The following is an 18730-nucleotide window of genomic DNA, read 5'->3' as shown; positions in this document are numbered from 1 at the left end:
TGAGCGGCAGCTGTGAATACGGGGGGCTGCTGCGGTCAGGAAAACTGGACGCCCAGGGAGGCGAGCCGCGCCTCCAAAACCTGGGCCACGCCGTCGTCGTCAAAATGCGGTGCCCGCTGCCCCGCCGCGCGGATGGCCTCCGGATGGCCGCTGGCCATGGCATAGCCGTGACCCGCCCACCGGAGCATCTCGATGTCATTGGGCATGTCGCCGAAGGCCACCACATCCGCGGCGTCAATGCCCAGCCCCGAAGCGTACTCGGCCAGGGTAACGGCCTTGTTGACCCCCGGCAGGGAGAGTTCCAGCATGGCAACGCCGGGCGAGGAGTGGGTCGTCGCGGCCAGGTGCTCGACGGCGGGTGCCACCTCGGCGAGGAAATCATCGGGTGTGCCGTCGCGGACGATGGCAAGGAATTTGACCACCGAATCGTCACTGGTGAGCGTGTCCTTCAGCGGGGCCGGGGTGAATTCGGCCAGCAGCTCGCTGGATTCGTTTTCGATGAAGCCCGGTTCCAGATGGAATCCGGTGAGCGTTTCCGCTGCGAACAGGGCCGCGGGGCGGAGCGCCTTGATGATGCCGCGGACCTCCAGGACGGTGTGGATCGCCAGGGTGCGGGCGGAGACCAGGCGGTCCGTCTCCAGGTCCCAGACCACGGCACCGTTGGAGCAGATCACCCGTCCCGTGTGGCCCAGCTGCTCCTCGAGGGGGTGCAGCCAGCGCGGCGGACGGCCCGTGACAAACACGAGCTCGACGCCGGCATCGCGGCAGGCGTGGAAGGCGCGGATGGTGCGGGGGCTGATTTTTCCGTCGTGCCCAAGGATCGTTCCGTCAATATCGCTTGCTACCAGCCGCATGATGCCAGTCTACGTGGGGGTTTGCGCACCGTCGCCGCCGGGGCGGCCGCTTCGGGTCCGCGGGCTGTCCAGGGACGGCCGGGGTGGTGCCGTTGTCAGCCTCCGGGTCTACACTGAAACTATCGAACATATATTCGAATAAGGGTGTGTTGTGGGCGTTATTATCGGTCCCCGCGTGATAGATGCGGGCGCCTCGTTGTTCTCGGTGCTGATCTCCCCCGTGGCGGTGGCGGCAGGGTTTCCGTCTCCTGCGCAGGACTACTTTGACGGGCGGATCGACTTGAACGCGCACCTCATCAAGGACATCACCAGCACCTTCGTGGTCCGGGTCACCGGGGACTCCATGGAGGGCGCCGGCATCAGCGACGGTGACGAACTGATCGTGAACCGGGCACTGGAGCCGAAGGACGGGTGTGTGGTGATTGCGGTGCTGGACGGGGAGCTGACGGTTAAGCGCCTCCGCATCACCGGCACCGGCGTGGTGCTGCAGGCGGAGAACCCCAAATATCCGGATATCCACGTCCCCGCCCTGTCCGAGCTGACCATCTGGGGTGTCGCCACCAGGTGCCTGCACCATGTCTGAGATATTCCACGTTTGAGGAGCAGCATGCCTAAGCCGGTGCTCATGCGGCGGATGCCGCAGATCGCCCACGTGGATGTCAACTGCTTCTACGCCTCCGCGGAGCGCGCCTTCGACCCCTCCCTGGAGGGCCGCCCGCTGGTGGTGCTGTCCAACAATGACGGCTGCGCTGTGACGCGCTCCCCCGAGGCGAAGGCCCTGGGCATCGCCACCGGCGAGCCCTGGTTCAAGCTCGCGCCGCGGGCCAAGGAGTGGGGCCTGGTGGCGAAGTCCAGCAACTATGAGCTCTACGGGGACATCAGCTCCCGGGTGATGGAGCTGCTGGGCAGGTACTCGGCGTGGCTGGAGGTTTACAGCATCGACGAAGCGTTCCTGGGCGTGAAGGGAAAACCCGACGAGCTGCTGGCCCTGGGCCGCAGGATGAAAGAGGCCGTGCGGCGGCACGTGGGGGTGCCGGTCTGCGTGGGCATCGCCCCCACCAAGACCCTGGCAAAGCTCTGCAACAAGTGGGCCAAGAACAACGCCGCTTTTGGCGGGGTCTGCCTCTGGGAGTCGGTCCCGGCCGACGTTCGCGAGGCCCTCATGGGCCGGTTGCCGGTGGACGAGGTGTGGGGCATTGCCGGGCGGCTGATGAAGCGGCTCAACGTGTTGGGCATCTTCACCGTGCTGGACCTGGTCCGGGCGGATCCGGTGGCGATCAGGGACAAGTTTTCGGTGGTGCTGATGCGCACCGTCCTGGAACTGCGCGGCACCCCGTGCATTCCCATGGAGGAGGAGCGCGTCGGCCGCGACCAGCTGATATTTTCCCGTTCCTTCGCCACTCCCGTGACCACCGCCGCCGGCCTGCGCGAGGTTCTGAGCATCTACGGGCAGCAGGCGAGCGCCAGGCTGTCCAAGCACGGACTGCAGGCGAAAGTGCTGACGGCCTTCGCTGCCACGTCCCCCTTCAGGGATTACGAACAGGCCTACCCTTCGGTCTGCGTCTCCTTGCCCATGCCCACCGCGGACCCACTCCTGCTCACCAAAGCCGCCCACGCGCTGCTGCCCAATATCCGGGATGGACTGAAATATGCCAAAGCGGGCCTGATGCTCACCGACCTGCGGCCCACGGGAAACCAGCCCCCGCTCGAACTGTTCGAGAACCGGCACGAGGAACGCGGCATCGGGCCATTGCTTGAGGATGTGAGCCGCCGGTTTGGACGGGGGTCCATCGGGCTGGGGCATGCGGGCATCAAGTCGGGCCTGGACTGGACCATGAAGCGGGACATGCGTTCGCCCCGTTACACCACGCACTGGGACGAGCTCCCCCTGGTGAAGGCCGCGTAGGGGCACCAGGAGGGCCGAATCAAGACGCTCCGCGACGATTTTTAACGCCCTGCTACGCCGCATTGAGGCTTCGCGTCTCCCCGTGAACCACTGCGACACGAATGATTGTGGGGCCGCCGGGCGCTCCGTAATCTCGTCTCAGCATCAGCCCCAGCAAAGGATTTCCCATGGCAAACCCGCAGGACAAGAGTCCGCAAAACCAGCAAGCATCCACCCGCATCGTCGCCGGCGGGTCAGCCAAGCCCCAGCGCCCGCTCGGCCTCAAAATCGGCATCGCGGCAGCCGCGCTGGCCCTGATCGGCGGGGGTGCCGCCGTCGCCTCCGCCGTCAACAACGGCACCGCTGCACCGGCAGCCGACGTGGCGCCCGCCGGCAACCCGGCGGCCGAGCTGAAGCTTGGCTACTTCGGCAACGTCACCCACGCCCCCGCCCTGGTAGGGGTCAGCAAGGGCTTCATCGCCGATGAACTGGGCAGCACCAAGCTCAGCACCCAGGTGTTCAACGCCGGCCCCGCAGCCATCGAAGCGCTGAACGCCGGCGCCATCGACGCCACCTACATCGGCCCGAACCCGGCCATCAACTCCTTCGTGAAGAGCCAGGGCGAATCCGTCAACATCATCGCCGGTGCCGCGGCCGGCGGCGCACAGCTGGTGGTCAAGCCGGAAATCGGCTCCGCTGCAGACCTGAAGGGCAGGACGCTCGCGTCGCCGCAGCTCGGCGGCACGCAGGACGTCGCCCTCCGGGCCTGGCTTGCCACCCAGGGCTACAAGACCAACGTGGACGGCAGCGGGGACGTGGCCATCAATCCCACCGAGAACGCCCAGACCCTAAAGCTGTTCCAGGACGGCAAGCTCGACGGCGCGTGGTTGCCTGAACCGTGGGCGTCACGGCTGGTGCTGACGGCCGGAGCGAAGGTCCTGGTCGATGAAAAGGACCTGTGGGATGGCACACTGTCCGGCAAGCCGGGCGAGTTCCCCACCACCATCCTGATCGTGAACCGGAAGTTCGCCGCCGACCACCCGGACACCGTCAAGGCGCTCCTGAAGGGGCATGTGAAGTCGGTCGAGTGGCTGAACGCGGCACCGGCCAACGAAAAGGCAACTGCCATCAACGCCGCGCTCAAGGAAGCCGCCGGGGCCGAACTGAAGGCCGACGTCATCGACCGTTCACTGAAGAACATCGTCTTCACCGTGGACCCGCTCGCCGGAACCTACCAGAAGCTCCTGGCCGACGGCGTGACTGCCGGCACCACCAAGCAGGCGGACATCAACGGCATCTTCGATCTGCGGGCCCTCAACAGCGTCTCGGACGGGAAGACCTCGGCAGCGGGGCTTGGCAAGGAGTAGGCCCTCCCTCCATCGGTTGCTCCGCAGGTGTCCTTTTGAGTACTCAGAACGGCACTTGCGGAGCAGCCGATTCGACTCTTAGCCCTCTTCGGCCGTTCCCAGCCGGTCCATCTCAGCCCGCGTCGGCGGGTTGGCGCCGGGCCGCGACACCGTGACAGCCGCTGCACGGGCAGCATGCGCAAGGAGTTCGGCCAGCCCTTCGGCAGGCAGGTCGCGCAGCGCCCCGCGGTTCTGCGCGCCGTCCAGGTCCCGGTCCACCAGGCCGGACAGCAGCGCCGCCATGAAGGAATCCCCAGCCCCCACGGTGTCCGCCACGTCAACTTTCGGTGCGGGAACGGACGCTTCGCCGGCGCGGCACACTCCCCACGGCCCATCCGCGCCCCGGGTCACCACCACAAGCGCCGGCCCCTCCGAGCCTCCCAGGGCCAGCCACTTCCGCGCCGAGTCCAGGACGTCCTGCCCCGGATAAAGCCATTCCAGGTCCTCGTCGGAGGCCTTGACCACGTCCGCCAGGGTGACGAACTTCTCCGCCTGCCGCCGCGCAAAGTCCACGTCGGTGATGATGCTGGGCCGGCAGTTGGGATCGAAACTGATGGTGGCCGAGGGGTGGGCGTACTCGACGGCGGCCAGGACTTCGGTGGCACCAGGCATCAGCATCGTGGCTATCGAACCCGTGTGCAGCAGCGTGGTGCCCTGCAGCATGAAGCCGAGCCGGTCCGCGAGGCCCGGGAGCTCCCAGGTGAGGTCGAACGTGTAGGTGGCGGCGCCGTCGTCGTCAATCAACGCGGTGGCCACGCTGGTGGGCAACTCATCCGGCGGTACCGGCAGCATGACGGAACTGGCGCGCAGGTGGGCAGCCACCGAATCGCCGTACGCGTCCCGGCCGTAGCGGCCAATGAACTGCACCGGATGGTCCAGCCGGGCCAGGCCCACCGCAACGTTCAGCGGGCTGCCGCCCACATGGGCCTCAATTCCGGAGGCGCGCTGGACAACGTCAACAAGGCCTTCGCCGATCACTGTGAGCATGGTCATACTCTGCCAGAAAGCGGACCGGTCAGCAGGTCGTGTCAGCGGAGCAGCCCGCCCACCAGTTCCCGGCACGTGAGATACGCCTCCGCCGTGACGTCGATCAGGGCGAAGTGGTCCCCCGGCACCCTGACCAGCTGTGCCGGCACGGGTCCGGCCTGGCTGGCCTCAACATAGGTGGTGGACATGCTGAGGGGGACGTCGTCGTCCCCCAGCGCGTGGACGGCATAGACGGGAACGTCCAGCGGCAGCGCGGCCATGGGGTCGGCCATGCGGTGGCGTCCGGGAAATTCCGACGACGGCCCGGCCAGCAGGTTTGCCACCGCACCATCGCTGAGGCTGAGCCGCTCGGCCCCGCCCAGGTTGAGGACCCCCGACTGGCTCACCACCCCGGTGAGGCGGACGCCGTCCGTGCTGTTTTCCACCTGGCTGCCCTCTGCGGGTCCGAGCCCGTCCAGCCTGTTCCTGCCTGCCGCCCACACCGCCAGGTGCCCGCCGGCGGAATGGCCCAGCGCCACTACTCTGCCCAGGTCCAGCGCGTGCGGTGCTGCCAGGTCGGCCAGCTTGTCGATGCCGGCCAGGATGTCCTGGAAGGTGCCCGGCCAGCCGCCGCCGTTGCCGGCACGCCGGTACTCGAGGTTCCAGGCCGCCATGCCGTGTTCCGCCAGGTCCTTGGCCAGCGGCTCCCCCAGTTCGGCCCCGTAAGTGGAGCGCCAGTACCCGCCGTGGATGACCACCACCACGCCCCGGTGCCTCCCGCCAACCGGAAGATCGGGAAGGAAGAGTTCGCCCCACTGGCTGGGGTCGTCGCCGTAGTCATGGCGGTAGCGTCGCGTCACACTGGCCCACTTTAGCGGCCCGGATCGCCGGAAGAGCCCCGTGTTTCCGCGGCCAGGCCCATCAAAACTGGGCCAGAAGCGCGCGGTGCCGCCGTGCCCTGCCGTTTAGCCCCTCACTTTTCTGGGCACGGTCCCTGGCATGGAGGAACCTGTAGTGACCACCCAAGGGTCAACGGTGGAAGAGTGGACGCGCGCGCTGGCGGAATCCACAGGCTCACCCGGCGGAGGGGCGGGGACAGGGCTGATGCTCGCCGTCGCCGCCTCGCTGACGTCCATGGTGGCCGGCTACAGCGGGGACGACGGCGGGGAGCCGGCCCGGATACGCGCCCGGGCGCACGCACTGCGCCAGGAAGCCCTGCGGCTGGCAGATGACGACGCGTCCGCTTCCAAGGCGTTCGGCGCCGCCTTCCGGCTGGAGCCGGGCCAGGAGCGGGAGGAGGCGATCCGTTCCGCGTCGCTGGAAGCCGCGGCGTCCTCCGCCCTCCTGGGCGAACGGGCCATCGGGGCCATCGACGACCTGGGCTGGCTGGCAACAAACGGCAACCGGTCGCTCGTGGCCGATGTCGTCGTCGCGTTCGGCGCCCTTCGGGCTGCCGTTGCCGGGGCACGCACCAACGTCAGTTTTGACCTCGGGTCACTGCGGTCCGCCGGTGCAACCCTGGATCAGGTCCGGGAACAGCATCCGGACCTGTGGGCCGCCGTCGAGAAACTCAACGGAGCCATGGAGCGCATCGACGAACTGACGGCTGCGATTGACCACCGCGCGGCCCCCACCGACGCCGTCTGACGCCGGGATACTGGTACAACACCGGGAACAAGGGAGGGCCGCGCATGGCACGCGTTTTCATCACCGGATCCACCGACGGGCTTGGCCTGGCCGCGGCGGAGACGCTGCTGCAGGACGGCCACGACGTGATCGTGCATGCGCGGTCCTCCCGGCGCGTCCCCGCGGTGCAGCACCTGCTGGACCGCGGGGCGCACTGCGTCACCGGTGACCTCGCGGTTGCACAGGAAGTCCGGCAGATCGCGGACCAGGCCAACGCGATCGGCGGCATCGAAGCGGTCATCCACAACGCGGGCGTACTCAACGGTGCGGCCCTGCTCCCGGTGAACGTGGTGGCCCCGTACCTGCTCACCGCCCTCATTCCCGGCCCGCGCCGGCTCATCTACCTCAGCAGCGGCATGCACCGCGGCGGCAGCACCGGCCTGGACGGCCTGGACTGGGCAGGACGGACGACGACGGCCTCCTACTCCACAACGAAGCTGCACGTCACTGCGTTGTCGGCAGCGCTGGCCCGCCTTGTCCCGCATGTCGCCAGCAACGCCGTCGACCCCGGCTGGGTACCCACGCGGATGGGCGGCCGGTCAGCTCCGGATGACCTGGAACTGGGGCACCGGACCCAGGAGTGGCTGGCCACCAGTGATGATCCCGGGGCCCTGGCCAGCGGGGGCCACTGGTACCACCAGCACCGGCAAACGCCGCATCCGGCGGCCACCGACCCCCGCTTCCAGGACGCCCTCCTGGCTCGCCTTGCGGACCACACCGGGGTCACCCTCGACGCGCTGGCCTAGCCCTTCACGCGGGGGCCGCCAGTTCCCGGATGGTGATGCCGGAAAAGATGGCCCGGCCGCCGTCGGTGTACAGCGAGATGCCGGTATCGCCGTCCGCAAAGTGCACCTGCTGCGACAGCACAGTGTGGCCGGCGTTAACGAACACTTCCACGCTCTGGGTATCCACCAGGACGCGCAGGTGGACGGACTTGGCGTTGGGGTCGATGGGCGCCGCCGCCCGTGTGTAGGGCACCAGCGAGTAGCCGGGGAGGTCCGAGGGCGCCCGGTCAACGTACAGTTCGGCCCCATACTTGCCGATGTTCGTGTGGCGGGTCCCGTCCGCCGAGCGGCCAACGGAGACCCCCACATTCGTGGCCGCCTCCCATGAGATGTCGAGCTCCAGCTCGTAGGCGCGGCCGTTCCAGGGCAGGACGGCACTCCCCTCCACGGTCCGGTCCGGGAGCCCGGTGGTGGCCGTGGCATAGCCGGCGAGCGCCCTGACGGGGCTGCTCAGCAGGCTGTACCAGCCCCCTGCCTGGCGCTCCAGGCGCAGTTCGCGCACCACCGAGTTCTGTCCGTTGTACCCGTCCGTGGCATCGGTGGGGACATCCCGGGCGGCGTACTTCCAGTTGTTCATCCAGGCAACGGCGTAGCGGCGCGTCTCCGGTGCTTCGGCCGCAGGCCAGGTCACCGCCGCGTACCAGTCCCAGCCCCAGTCCAGCCATTGCGGATTGTCCACGTCGTCGGCAAGGAACTGGTTACCGTCCCAGGTTCCCGTCCAGTAGGCGTAGGTCATGGGCAGCCCGATGCTGTACGCATCCATGCTGGCGCCAAGCACCCAATGCCAGGTCCCGTCGTCGGCCTTCATCTGGAACAGGTCCGGACACTCGATGCCGCCCAGCGCGTGGTTGGGGTAGTCGAAGTTGCGCTTCAGCTGCCAGTCCCGCAGGTTCACCGACGTGTAGAAGGCAGCGTAGCGCGCCCGGCCAATCACGCACACCCACTCCCCGCGGGCTGCGTCCCAGTGGATCTTCGGGTCGCGGAACCATTCCGCATTTTCAATTTCCGCCTGGGTAACGGCCGTACGCCCGTCGGTGTTGGCAATGACCGGTTCGGGCAGGGAGGTGAAGGTGTAGCCGCCGTCCGTTGACCAGTAGAGGTACTGCTCCTGGTACTTGCGGATGCCGCCCGTGGGCTGCGTTGCCAGCACAACGACGGCACCGGTTCCGAAGCCTGCGGTATTGCCCGTATCCACCACTGCGGAGCCGGACCAGACAGGAAAGTCCGGCTGCAGCGGAAGGGCAACCCCGTGGTGCGTGAAGGCCACACCGTCCGCGGTGGTGGCGTGGTCCCAGCCGCCGGGGCCGTTGTTCTGCGCGGAACGCAGGTAGTAGAGGTGGTAGGTGCCGTCCAGGTGAACCGGACGCTGCGGGTCGCAGAGCCAGCCCGACGGCGGAGTCATGTGGTAGGCGGCCCGCAGTGAGGTTTGGGCGCGCGCGGGGACGGTGAGTCCGTTGCCCAGGAACAGGGCGAGCGCGCCTGCTCCTGAACCTTGCAGGACGTGGCGGCGGGACAGGGCGTGGGTCATCGTTGACTTCCTCTCATGGCCGGCGTCATCGCCGGGGCGCTCGACGGCGCCGGGACCCTCGTCAGCCCAGGACTCACCGCCGTGCTTAAGCGCTTTAGCAGGAGAGGGTAATGTCCATCCATTCGACTGGTCAAGCGTTCCAGCAAAATGGCGCCCGTCACAATGCGGCCGAAAACGACAGGGGAAAGTATTTTTGCTAAAACGCTTGATCAAGTGGCGCATTCCACGCTACCTTCGTGGTGATCAAACGCTTTAGCAGAAATGGACATCACCGCTGATGAGCTATCCCGTCTTCTTCCAGCCCGCCGATGCCTGGGTTGGAGACCTTATCCCCTTCCAGAAGGACGGCGAGTTCTGGCTGTTCTACCTTCACGAAGTCCGGGCCGAACCCAAGCCGGGCACCGCCTGGAACCTGGTGACCACCAAGGACCTCACCCAGTTCCAGGACCACGGGGTGGCCCTCCCCCACGGAACAACGGAGGAGCCGGACTTCAACTGCTACACCGGCAGCATCGTGGCCGACGGGTCCGGGGTGCACCACCTGTTCTACACCGGACAGAACCCCGCCAACCTCGGCACCGACGGGCTGCCCCTGCAGCTGGTCATGCACGCCACCAGCACGGACGGCATGGACACCTGGACCAAGCACCCCGGGCTCACCTTCGGGGCACCCACCGGGTATGAATCCGCTGACTGGCGGGACCCCTTCGTCTTCCGCGACGAAGCCGCCGGCCTGTGGCGGATGCTGCTCGCCGCCCGCCACTCCGACGGGCCCGAGCGGCGCCGCGGCGTCATCGCCCAGTGCGTCTCCACCGACCTGATGACCTGGACGCACACGGACCCGTTCTGGGACCCCCGCCGCTACATCACCCACGAGTGCCCGGACGTCTTTGAATGGAACGGCTGGTGGTACATGGTCTACTCGGAATTCTCCGAAACCTTCACCACCAGGTACCGCATGGCCAAGAGCCCCACCGGCCCGTGGACCGTCCCCGCCCTGGACAGCGTGGACGGCCGCGCCTTCTACGCCTCCAAGACGGCAGAGCGGGACGGCCGGCGGTTCTTCTTCGGCTGGATTGCCAGCAAGGAAGGGAATTCCGACGACGGCGCCTGGCAGTGGGCGGGCACCATGGCGGTCTTGGAGGCGCGGCAGAACCCGGACGGGACTTTGGCGTTCGGGTTCGCCGACGAGCTGGTGGACAGCTTCTGGGACGACGTGCCGCTGGAGCTTGAATCCGGGCTGCCCCTCCGGCTGGACGTGCCGGACGGCTACGGCGCCGCCGTCGCCACCAGCAACCTGCCCGCCCAGTTCCATGCCAGGGCGGTGTTCGATATCCAGGCCGGAACCACCGAATGCGGAATGCTGCTCCGCTCCAGCCCGGACGGTGACCGCTCCTACGTCCTCCGCCTCGAACCGAAGCGCGGGCGCCTGGTGTTCGACCGCTGGCCCCGGACCATCACCGGCGACGCCCAGTGGCACGTGTCCGGCGATGTTCCCTTCGCCATCGAACTCGAACGCCCCTGCAACCTTCCACCCGGCCGGCACACGCTGGAAGTGGTGGTGGACGGGGACCTCTGCGTCGCCGTCGTGGACCGCCAGGTGGCGCTCAGCACCCGGATCTACGACCTTCCCGCCGGCGCAATCGGCGTGTTCGCCGGCGAAGGATGCGTTACCGTCACCGACCTCGAAGTACGCAAGCGCACCGACAACTGAATACCACTCCTCCGTTCCACCCGACCCGTTCCACATGATCCACTCCAATCAAGGGAGATTGCCGCAATGAAGAACCTGTTCCGCGCTGCCGCCGTCGCAGCAGTCACCGCCCTGGCCCTGACCGGCTGCGGGGGCGGAAGCTCCACCAGTTCCACCAACGTCGCCCCCACCGGCGAGATCAAGCCCCGCGAAATTTCGTGGCTGCTGTCCCGCCCGGCCGACGGCGCGGTCATCAACATCATGAAGAAGCTGGCCGACGACTACGGCAAGGACCACCCGGGCTTCAAGCTGAACCTGATCACCACCCCGGACCGCCCCTCCTACATCCAGAAACTCGAAACCCTGGCGGCGGCCAACAAGCTGCCCGAACTGTTCGACACCGACGCCACTCCGTTCGCGCAGCAGCTGGCGAAGCAGGGCAAGATGCTGGACGCCGAGAAGCTGCTGAAGACACTGGACATCTACGACAAATACCGCCCCGGGGCCCTGGACTACCAGCGGTTCGACGACGGATCCCTGTACATGATCCCGTTCCAGTACGAGCTGGAATACATCTGGTACAACAAGGCGCTGCTGGCAAAGGCCGGGGTGGCCGTGCCCAAGTCCCTGGACGACATTCCCGCCATGTGCACCGCCCTCCGCGGCGCCGGCATCACGCCGATTGCCATCGACGGCCAGGACCAGTGGCCGCTGGAACGGTACGCCGCCTACCAGCCCTTCCGGGCAGCCGGACCGGAGTTCGTCCAGAAACTGAAGAAGGGCGAGGCCAAGTTCACCGACCCCGCAGGACAGAAGACCGTCAACTGGCTGGCGGAACTGGGCAAGGCCAAGTGCTTCCAGGACGGGTTCTCCGCGCAGGGCTATTCAGACGCGCAGAACCAGTTCACCTCCGGCCAGGCCGCCATGTACAACATCGGCACCTGGGAATTGCCCAGCCTGGCCACGGACAAGCTCAACCCTGCCGTGCGCGACGACATCGACTTCTTCACCCTGCCCACCACAGCCGGCTCGGTGACGGCGGCCAACGAGTTCGTGTCCCCGTCGGGCATCGGCATGGCGGTCAACGCCAAGACCTACGATCCGCTGGTAAGCGACTTCCTTAAGTTCGCCCTGCAGAAGTACCCCGCTGAATACGCCGCCACCGGGGCACTCTCCCCCACCACCGACGTCGAAACCGCCATTCCTGCCAACGCCACGCCGCTGTACCGGAAGGCGCTGGACCAGGCCAAGGACCTGGGCGCCAAGCAGGCCATGCCCTGGGACACCCAGCTGGACCCCACCACCAACGGGCGGCTGCAGCAGGAGCTCGTCCTGCTGGTGCAGGGCGAAATCACGCCCCAGCAGTTCACGGAGACCATGGACAGCACCATCGCCCAGAACGCCCCCAAGTTCTTCAAGTAAAGGCCAGCCATGCTCCCCAACAGGATGCTTCCCAACAGATCGAGGACCTCAGTCCTGGTCTTCCTGCTCCCGCCGCTGCTGCTGTACGGCGCGGCCGTCCTCTTCCCCATCCTCCAGTCCCTGTTCCTGAGCTTCTTCTCCTGGAACGGCATCAGCGACATGGAATTCGTGGGACTGGAGAACTACCTCCGCATGTTCACCGCGGACGACATCTTCTGGCGGGCGTTCCTGAACGCCCTCCTCTACCTGGCCATCTGCCTGGTCCTGCAGCTGGGCGGCGCCCTGGTGGTGGCCAGCCTCCTCACCTCCCTCCGCCGCGGACGGGAGCTCATCAAGACCCTGTACCTGCTGCCTGCCGTGATCTCCACCGTGGCCATCGCCTTCCTCGTCGTGCGGATCTACTCGCTGGAGCCGGTGGGCCTGCTCAACCAGCTCCTGCACTGGATCGGGCTGGGCAGCCTGGAACGGCCCTGGCTCTCGGACGTCAATACCGTCCTGGCGGCGGTGTCCGCGCCGGAAGGCTGGCGCTTCACCGGGCTGTACATGCTCATCATCTACGCGGCGCTGCTGGCGGTGCCCAAGGAGCTGGAGGAAGCCGCGGTCCTTGACGGCGCCTCCCGCTGGACCCTGTTCACCAGGATCCGTTTCCCGTACATCCGCCCGGTGTGGATCACCACCACGATCATGGCCACCACCTACGGGCTGCGCGGCTTCGACATCCCCTACCTGATGACCAACGGCGGTCCGGGCCAGTCCTCGGAACTGCTCACCACCTACATGTACAAGACCGCGTTCACCAGCACGGACTTCGGCTACGCCAGCACCATCTCGGTGTTCATCGTGGTGGAGTGCCTCGTGGCCGTCGGCCTCATCCTGTTCCTGCTCAAGCGGAAGGCAGACGCATGATCACCCAGGCAGCCCCGCCCACCCGGCCCGCCGCCGTCGTCCCTCCCACGCCGGCCGCACCACGCCGCAGGCGCCGGCCGGACCTGTTCCGGACCCTGTCCCGCGTGCTGATCATGCTGATCGTGATCGTGCAGGTCTACCCGCTCGCGTGGCTGTTCCTCACCAGCCTGCGCACCGAACACGACTTCGCCACCGGCGACCCCTTCGCCCTGCCCGGCGCCCTGACGTGGGACAACTACGCCAGGGCATTCGAAACAGGCGACCTGGGCCGGAACATCCTCAACAGCTTCGTGGTGACCATGGGCGCCAACATCCTCATCGTCCTGCTGGGCATGATGGCCGCCTACGCCATCCAGGTGCTGGGCTTCCGGCTCAGCAAACTGGTCCGCGGGCTGTTCCTGATCGGCATCATCGTGCCGGTCCAGATCGCCCTGGTCCCCCTGTTCATCGACTACTCCACGGTGAACCTGCTGGACACGTACCAGTCCATGATCATCCCGCTGGCCGGGTTTTCCCTGCCCATGTCCGTGTACCTGTTCTGCTCGTTCTACGAGTACATCCCCAAGGAAACCTATGAGGCAGCCTCCCTGGACGGCGCCGGGCCCTACCGGATCTTCGGGCTGATCACCCTGCCGCTGTCCCTGAACACCGTGGTCACGGTGGTCTTGGTCAACAGCATCTTCATCTGGAACGACTTCATCTTCGCCAACACGTTCGTCCTGTCCGAGGAGCTGAAGACCATTCCGCTGGGCCTGCAGAACTACATCGGCGCCATGGGCAAGGTGGACTGGACGGCAACCTTCGCCGCCGTGTGCGTCACCATTACGCCGCTGCTGCTGGTGTTCCTGGTGCTCAACAAGGCCATGATCCAGGGCCTCGAAAGCGGGGCGACCAAGGGATGACCGCCACGGCAGGCAGATATACTCCAGACGGAGGCCAGAAGATGTCAACGGAGAACAAGCCAGGCGGGCCGGCGCCCACCGCCCAACCGCCGCGGATGCCAGAACGCGCCCATCCGGTGACCCTCCGCGAAGTGGCCGAAGCCGCCGGAGTCTCCACGGCCACCGTCTCCCTGGTGGTCAACAAGAAGAAGAGCGCCAGGATCGCCGAGGAGACCCGGCAACGCGTCAAGGACGCCATCCGCACCCTCGGGTACCGGCCCAACGCCATGGCCAAGACGCTGGTCAGCGGGACTTCGAAGTTCATCGGGCTCGTGGCCGACGGCGTGGCCACCACCCCCTTCGCGGGCCAGATCATCCACGGCGCCCAGGACGAGGCATGGAAGCACGGGTACGCCCTGCTCATCGCCAACACCGAGGGCAACGGCGAACTGGAACAGGACGCCATCAAGATGATGCTCGAGTACAAGGTGCGCGGCATCCTGTACTCCACCTGGTTCCACCGGCAGACCGAGATCCCGGAGCCCCTGCGCGAAGCCGAGTTCGTCCTGGTCAACTGCTTCTCCGACGAGCCCGGCACCCGCGCCGTGGTTCCGGACGAGGTCCAGGGCGGCCGCTCCGCCACCGAAATCCTGCTCCGGAACGGCCACCGCCGCATCGCCTTCATCAACGCCACCATTCCCGCTCCGGCCAAGGACGGACGCCTGGCCGGCTACCGCGAAGCCCTCGAGGAGGCCGGGGTGGCGTTCGATCCCGGGCTGGTGATGGAGGCCTATCCGGACCAGGAGGGCGGCTACGGGGCAACCGCGGAACTCCTCAAGCGCGACGTGACGGCGGTGTACTGCTACAACGACCGGATGGCCATGGGCCTGTACGACGGCCTGCGGGAGCGGGGCCTGTCCATCCCGGACGACATGGCGGTGGTGGGCTTCGACAACCAGGAGGTCATCGCCGCCCACCTTCGCCCGCCGCTGTCCACCGTGTCCCTGCCGCACTATGAGCTGGGCGCGGCCGGTGTGCGGACCCTCCTGGGCATCGACGCCGCCACTGACGGGGCCGCCAAGATCCACTGCCCGCCAGTGGAGCGGGCCTCGGTCCGGGCCCAGGCGCGGGCCTAGCCTCACCGGCCGGCCCCGCCGGCGGCGTCAGGACGCGCGGAGGCGGCGTTCGACGTCGGCCGTGTCCGGGTACGCTGCCTGGGTCCCTTTGCGGGTGGTTGCCAGGGCCGCGGCAACGGAGGCGAAGGCGGCGGCATCGGCGAGCGCATCCCCCGCCGCAAGCCGCACGGCAACTGCTCCCGTGAACGCGTCCCCGGCACCGGTGGTGTCCACCGCGTGCACCTGGGTGGGTTGAACGGACGTCACGCGGGAGCCGGGAGACGCCAGCGAGTCCAGCACCACGGAGCCCTGCGAACCGAGCGTCACCAGCACCTGCTGGATGCCCCGGGCGGCAAACCGCTCCCGCGCCGCTTCCCACTCGTCGGCTGGCGCGCCGGCACCCGGCACGGAAACACCAAGGAACAGCGCGGCCTCGTGGGCGTTGACCAGCAATACGTCAGCCAATCCGGCCAGGGCTGACGGAATCTCCGCGTAAGGCGAGAGGTTCAGCAGGACCGTTGCGCCGGCGTCGTGCCCTGCCCGGGCTGCGGCCAGCACCGTGTCCATGCCGACCTCAAGGCAGAGGCTCACCACGGCGGCCTCCTCCAGCACGTCCCCGGCGTCCGCGACGTCGGCCGGGGACAGAGTGCCGTTGGCCCCGGCGGAGATGATGATGTTGTTCTCGCCACGGGCGTCCACGGCGATGACCGCGACGCCGGTGGGCTCAGTGGAGGTCCGCACGTGCCCCACATCCACGCCGGCCCCTGCCACCGAGGCCTCGAGCATGGCTCCGTTGGCGTCCTTTCCCACGGCACCCACCAGGCTGACGTGGCCGCCCAGTCGGCCGGCGGCCACCGCCTGGTTGGCGCTCTTGCCGCCCGGGTTCACGGCAAATCCGTTGCCCTGGACGGTTTCGCCCGGCTGCGGCAGGCGTTCGCAGTAGATGGTGAGGTCGGCGTTGAGGGAGCCGACGACGACGATCCGGCCCGTGCTGCCGGCCGCGGTACTCATTCAGTCACCTCAGCCTCAACCGGCTGGGGGATCAGCAGGGACGCGGCGAAGGCGGCGACGGTCAGTGCCAGGCCGACGACCACGACGGTGAGGTAGGAGGCCTTAGCGTCGCCAAGTGCCGACGTCGCCACCAGCACGGCCGGCAGGATCAGGAAGCTGAGGCCTGCGCCCAGGTTGAACGCGCCCGCGTTCATGCCGGGCAGGAAGCCGGGGTTTCCGGCGGGCGAGAGGACAACACCGAGTCCGTTGAGCATGATGTTGACCGTACCGGCGTACATGATGCCCAGCAAGACCGTGCCGGCGATCATCAGGGGCAGGCTGTCCAGGCCCAGGAAGGCAATCAGCGCCAGCGCGGCGATGCTGCCCAGGAGGCCGATCCGGAGCACCCTGGTGTAGCCAAGGACCGGAGCCAGTTTTCCGCTGATCGGGCCCACCAGCCAGCCCAGCAGGGCGTACGGGGTGAGGATGATCAGCGACATTTCGGTGGGGCCCACGCCGAACCCGGGGTTGGCGGCCTGGACGTAGGCCGGAACGATGCCGTTGATGACGGCGAAGATGCCGGTCATGGTCAGCGTGGTGGTGAGCAGCGGAGCCCAGGTGGAGCGCTGGCGCAGGTGCACGGTTTCCACCATGGGCTGCGCGGCGCGCTGTTCGGTGCGCCAAAAGGCGAAGAACGCGACGGCGGACACCAGTACCAGCGCCAGGCTCAGCATCAGCGTTGTGGCGGAGAAGCCGCCCACCAGCTTGGAGGCCTCGTTCAGTGCGGTCAGCAGGGCGCCGACGGCCACCACGATGAAGAACACGCCCAGCCAGTCCATCCGGGTGCCGGCGGCAGGCTTGCTTTCCGCCGCGAGGACCATGATCAGGGCGGTGGCGGCGGCGGCCAGCACCACCATGAGCCAGAAGATGCTGCGGAAGCCGAAGTGCTCCGCGAAGTAACCGCCCACGAAGGAGTCCACGCCGGCCACGCCGCCGTTGACCGCGGTGATGAGGCCCATCAGGGTGCCGTATTTCCGCGGGTTGCTGACCGCAGAACGCAGCATGATCAGGCACAGCGGCACGGTGGGTCCGCTGACGCCCTGGATGATGCGGCCCACGAAGAGCCACGTGACGTCCGGGGCGAGCGCCGCGATGACGGACCCCGCGGCCATCAGCACCATCATGCCTACCAGGACCTTCTTGCGGCCCACGATGTCGCTGAGCCGGGGCAGGAACAGGGAGAAGAGGGCGGCGGCGGTGAAGAACCAGGTCTGGGAGAGGCCGATGACGGCCTGGTCGGTGTTGAGCTCCTCGCCCATGGTGACCAGGGCGGGGCTGAGCATGGAGGCGTTGAGCTGGAAGGCCACGCAGGCTGCCAGCAGTGCGGTCATGAGGGCGGCGACGTTGCCGCGGCCGGTCTTGGTTTCGGTCATCGTGGCAGTCATTTACTTGACCCCTCCGGCGGTGAGGGAGGCACTGGCGTGGCGTTCGACGTCGGACGCGTTGCCTTTGGTGATTGGCTCGCCGATGCGTTCCAGCGCGTCGGTGACCAGGTCCCAGAAGCGCGCGTGGTCCAGGTCCACGGCCACGCTGGTGTGGCAGTCGGCGGGGGCGGGGGCGCGGAAGTCCGCCACGGTCATGCCGAGCGTGAGGGCGCCCTGCAGTTCGATGTTGACCGGCACCTTGCGGGTGCTGACGATGCTGGGGTCGATCACGTAGGCCACGGCGCACGGATCATGGACCGGCGGGTGATCGAAGCCCTGCGCGTCCTTGTAGGTGTGGGCGAAGAAGTCCATCAGTTCGGTGACGAATTTGGCCGGGCTGGTGCCGATGGCGGCGATCTTTTCCACGACCTCGGGGGTGGCGAGCGCCTGGTGGGTGAGGTCAAGACCCACCATCACCACCGGCCATTTCTCGTTGAAGACGATGTGCGCGGCCTCGGGGTCGATGATGATGTTGAACTCCGCCACGGCGCTCCAGTTGCCCACGTGGTAGCCGCCGCCCATGAGGACCACTTCCCGGACGCGTTCCACGATGCGCGGTTCCTTGCGGGCGGCCATGGCGATGTTGGTCAGGCCGGCAGTGGGGACCAGGGTGACGGTGCCGGGCTCGTGCGCCATGACAGTGTCGATGATGAGGTCGACGGCGTGGCGCGGGTCCAGTTCGATGGTGGACTCCGGCAGTGCGGGGCCGTCCATGCCGCTTTCACCGTGGATGTCCGGCGCGGTTTCGATGCTGCGGACCAGGGGCCGCGGGCAGCCGGCGGCGAAGGGGACCCCGGTGATCCCGGCGATGGTGCCGACGGCCAGGGCGTTGCGGGTGACCTTTTCAAGGGTCTGGTTGCCCACCACCGTGGTGACGGCCAGCAGTTCGATGTTCGGGCTGCCGTGCGCCAGCAGCAGGGCCACGGCGTCATCATGGCCGGGGTCGCAGTCCAGGATGATCTTCCGGGGCTTTGGGTGGCTGTCTACGGGCCGGGGATCTAGTTCCACGATGGTTCTCCACGTCATTGGGGCCTGCCGGGGAGGCAGGGATTCAGTCTTCCGGGAGTGATCATGGCAGGCTTTTGCGGCTGACGTCAAACGCTTAACGCTGGGGAGGTATTGCCGCACG

General features: G+C 67.5%; 17 protein-coding genes. 10 read left to right on the top strand and 7 right to left on the bottom strand.

Annotated elements, in window-relative coordinates; translation table 11 throughout:
• Window positions 1–35: 35 nt before the first annotated feature.
• The gene (locus tag OUO20_RS18630) at window positions 36–854 is read right to left on the bottom strand and encodes an HAD family hydrolase (RefSeq protein ID WP_268002396.1); all 819 of its coding nucleotides are present in this window, start codon (window positions 852–854) and stop codon (window positions 36–38) included.
• A 151-nt stretch (window positions 855–1005) separates the two neighbouring features.
• On the opposite strand from OUO20_RS18630, the gene OUO20_RS18625 reads away from it, so the two are divergent.
• From OUO20_RS18625 to OUO20_RS18615, 3 genes are all read left to right on the top strand, one after another.
• Window positions 1006–1437 (top strand): LexA family protein, encoded by a 432-nt coding sequence (locus OUO20_RS18625; RefSeq protein WP_018770326.1) that lies wholly within the window; start codon window positions 1006–1008, stop codon window positions 1435–1437.
• Between the two features lie 24 nt (window positions 1438–1461).
• Window positions 1462–2760, top strand: a complete 1299-nt coding sequence (locus OUO20_RS18620) for a Y-family DNA polymerase (RefSeq protein WP_186447809.1) — start codon at window positions 1462–1464, stop codon at window positions 2758–2760.
• 167 nt (window positions 2761–2927) lie between these two features.
• Complete coding sequence (locus OUO20_RS18615; RefSeq protein ID WP_056388496.1) at window positions 2928–4106, top strand: ABC transporter substrate-binding protein; 1179 nt, start codon at window positions 2928–2930, stop codon at window positions 4104–4106.
• Window positions 4107–4184: 78 nt separating this feature from the next.
• Here OUO20_RS18615 and OUO20_RS18610 read toward each other — a convergent pair whose 3' ends face one another.
• Both OUO20_RS18610 and OUO20_RS18605 read right to left on the bottom strand, forming a co-directional pair.
• Window positions 4185–5132, bottom strand: a complete 948-nt coding sequence (locus OUO20_RS18610; protein WP_056388619.1) for a carbohydrate kinase family protein — start codon at window positions 5130–5132, stop codon at window positions 4185–4187.
• Between the two features lie 41 nt (window positions 5133–5173).
• Window positions 5174–5971, bottom strand: a complete 798-nt coding sequence (locus OUO20_RS18605; protein ID WP_018770330.1) for an alpha/beta hydrolase — start codon at window positions 5969–5971, stop codon at window positions 5174–5176.
• Window positions 5972–6110: 139 nt separating this feature from the next.
• On the opposite strand from OUO20_RS18605, the gene OUO20_RS18600 reads away from it, so the two are divergent.
• Together OUO20_RS18600 and OUO20_RS18595 are read left to right on the top strand one after the other, a co-directional pair.
• The gene (locus OUO20_RS18600) at window positions 6111–6758 is read left to right on the top strand and encodes a cyclodeaminase/cyclohydrolase family protein (RefSeq protein ID WP_043425110.1); all 648 of its coding nucleotides are present in this window, start codon (window positions 6111–6113) and stop codon (window positions 6756–6758) included.
• 44 nt (window positions 6759–6802) lie between these two features.
• Window positions 6803–7543 carry an SDR family NAD(P)-dependent oxidoreductase gene (locus OUO20_RS18595; RefSeq protein ID WP_018770332.1) on the top strand — a complete coding sequence of 247 codons (741 nt, stop codon included), beginning with the start codon at window positions 6803–6805 and terminating at the stop codon, window positions 7541–7543.
• A 4-nt stretch (window positions 7544–7547) separates the two neighbouring features.
• On the opposite strand, the gene OUO20_RS18590 is transcribed toward OUO20_RS18595, so the two are convergent.
• Window positions 7548–9110, bottom strand: coding sequence for a glycoside hydrolase family 32 protein (locus tag OUO20_RS18590; RefSeq protein WP_018770333.1), 1563 nt, complete (start codon window positions 9108–9110; stop codon window positions 7548–7550).
• A gap of 277 nt (window positions 9111–9387) precedes the next feature.
• Between OUO20_RS18590 and OUO20_RS18585 the strand changes: the two genes are divergently transcribed.
• The 5 genes from OUO20_RS18585 to OUO20_RS18565 all read left to right on the top strand — a co-directional run bounded on the left by OUO20_RS18585 (window position 9388) and on the right by OUO20_RS18565 (window position 15148).
• Entirely contained in the window at window positions 9388–10824 is a 1437-nt protein-coding gene (locus OUO20_RS18585; protein ID WP_268002395.1) for a glycoside hydrolase family 32 protein, read from the top strand.
• Window positions 10825–10890: 66 nt separating this feature from the next.
• Entirely contained in the window at window positions 10891–12225 is a 1335-nt protein-coding gene (locus tag OUO20_RS18580) for an ABC transporter substrate-binding protein (protein ID WP_018770335.1), read from the top strand.
• 24 nt (window positions 12226–12249) lie between these two features.
• The gene (locus OUO20_RS18575; RefSeq protein ID WP_268003466.1) at window positions 12250–13131 is read left to right on the top strand and encodes a carbohydrate ABC transporter permease; all 882 of its coding nucleotides are present in this window, start codon (window positions 12250–12252) and stop codon (window positions 13129–13131) included.
• Window positions 13128–14033 carry a carbohydrate ABC transporter permease gene (locus OUO20_RS18570; protein ID WP_018770337.1) on the top strand — a complete coding sequence of 302 codons (906 nt, stop codon included), beginning with the start codon at window positions 13128–13130 and terminating at the stop codon, window positions 14031–14033. The genes OUO20_RS18575 and OUO20_RS18570 overlap by 4 nt, the downstream gene beginning before the upstream one ends.
• A 95-nt stretch (window positions 14034–14128) precedes the next feature.
• The gene (locus OUO20_RS18565) at window positions 14129–15148 is read left to right on the top strand and encodes a LacI family DNA-binding transcriptional regulator (RefSeq protein ID WP_268002394.1); all 1020 of its coding nucleotides are present in this window, start codon (window positions 14129–14131) and stop codon (window positions 15146–15148) included.
• Window positions 15149–15175: 27 nt separating this feature from the next.
• Here OUO20_RS18565 and OUO20_RS18560 read toward each other — a convergent pair whose 3' ends face one another.
• From OUO20_RS18560 to uriH, 3 genes are read right to left on the bottom strand one after another with little or no spacing between them, the layout of a single operon-like run.
• A complete protein-coding gene (locus tag OUO20_RS18560; RefSeq protein WP_018770339.1) occupies window positions 15176–16138 on the bottom strand; it encodes a ribokinase in 963 nt (320 codons plus the stop codon).
• Window positions 16135–17562 carry a uridine transporter UriT gene (uriT, locus tag OUO20_RS18555; protein WP_268002393.1) on the bottom strand — a complete coding sequence of 476 codons (1428 nt, stop codon included), beginning with the start codon at window positions 17560–17562 and terminating at the stop codon, window positions 16135–16137. Before uriT ends, OUO20_RS18560 begins: the two co-directional genes overlap by 4 nt.
• Window positions 17563–18627, bottom strand: a complete 1065-nt coding sequence (gene uriH / locus OUO20_RS18550; RefSeq protein WP_144601452.1) for a uridine-preferring nucleoside hydrolase UriH — start codon at window positions 18625–18627, stop codon at window positions 17563–17565. It lies immediately after the preceding gene.
• Between the last annotated feature and the right edge of the window lie 103 nt (window positions 18628–18730).

Source organism: Arthrobacter sp. FX8 (genome assembly GCF_026723805.1).
Taxonomy (GTDB): Bacteria; Actinomycetota; Actinomycetes; order Actinomycetales; family Micrococcaceae; genus Arthrobacter.
Note: the sequence above shows the minus strand (reverse complement) of the source record. Positions and strands in the feature narration are given on the sequence as shown.

What these genes read in the sequence shown, in the direction of transcription:
- OUO20_RS18630 (WP_268002396.1), bottom strand. Translation starts at nt 854, where the DNA reads ATGCGGCTGGTAGCAAGCGATATTGACGGAACGATCCTTGGGCACGAC.
- OUO20_RS18620 (WP_186447809.1), top strand. Translation starts at nt 1,462, where the DNA reads ATGCCTAAGCCGGTGCTCATGCGGCGGATGCCGCAGATCGCCCACGTG.
- OUO20_RS18615 (WP_056388496.1), top strand. Translation starts at nt 2,928, where the DNA reads ATGGCAAACCCGCAGGACAAGAGTCCGCAAAACCAGCAAGCATCCACC.
- OUO20_RS18610 (WP_056388619.1), bottom strand. Translation starts at nt 5,132, where the DNA reads ATGCTCACAGTGATCGGCGAAGGCCTTGTTGACGTTGTCCAGCGCGCC.
- OUO20_RS18600 (WP_043425110.1), top strand. Translation starts at nt 6,111, where the DNA reads ATGGAGGAACCTGTAGTGACCACCCAAGGGTCAACGGTGGAAGAGTGG.
- OUO20_RS18595 (WP_018770332.1), top strand. Translation starts at nt 6,803, where the DNA reads ATGGCACGCGTTTTCATCACCGGATCCACCGACGGGCTTGGCCTGGCC.
- OUO20_RS18590 (WP_018770333.1), bottom strand. Translation starts at nt 9,110, where the DNA reads ATGACCCACGCCCTGTCCCGCCGCCACGTCCTGCAAGGTTCAGGAGCA.
- OUO20_RS18585 (WP_268002395.1), top strand. Translation starts at nt 9,388, where the DNA reads ATGAGCTATCCCGTCTTCTTCCAGCCCGCCGATGCCTGGGTTGGAGAC.
- OUO20_RS18580 (WP_018770335.1), top strand. Translation starts at nt 10,891, where the DNA reads ATGAAGAACCTGTTCCGCGCTGCCGCCGTCGCAGCAGTCACCGCCCTG.
- OUO20_RS18575 (WP_268003466.1), top strand. Translation starts at nt 12,250, where the DNA reads ATGCTTCCCAACAGATCGAGGACCTCAGTCCTGGTCTTCCTGCTCCCG.
- OUO20_RS18570 (WP_018770337.1), top strand. Translation starts at nt 13,128, where the DNA reads ATGATCACCCAGGCAGCCCCGCCCACCCGGCCCGCCGCCGTCGTCCCT.
- OUO20_RS18565 (WP_268002394.1), top strand. Translation starts at nt 14,129, where the DNA reads ATGCCAGAACGCGCCCATCCGGTGACCCTCCGCGAAGTGGCCGAAGCC.
- OUO20_RS18560 (WP_018770339.1), bottom strand. Translation starts at nt 16,138, where the DNA reads ATGAGTACCGCGGCCGGCAGCACGGGCCGGATCGTCGTCGTCGGCTCC.
- uriT (WP_268002393.1), bottom strand. Translation starts at nt 17,562, where the DNA reads ATGACTGCCACGATGACCGAAACCAAGACCGGCCGCGGCAACGTCGCC.
- uriH (WP_144601452.1), bottom strand. Translation starts at nt 18,627, where the DNA reads ATGACGTGGAGAACCATCGTGGAACTAGATCCCCGGCCCGTAGACAGC.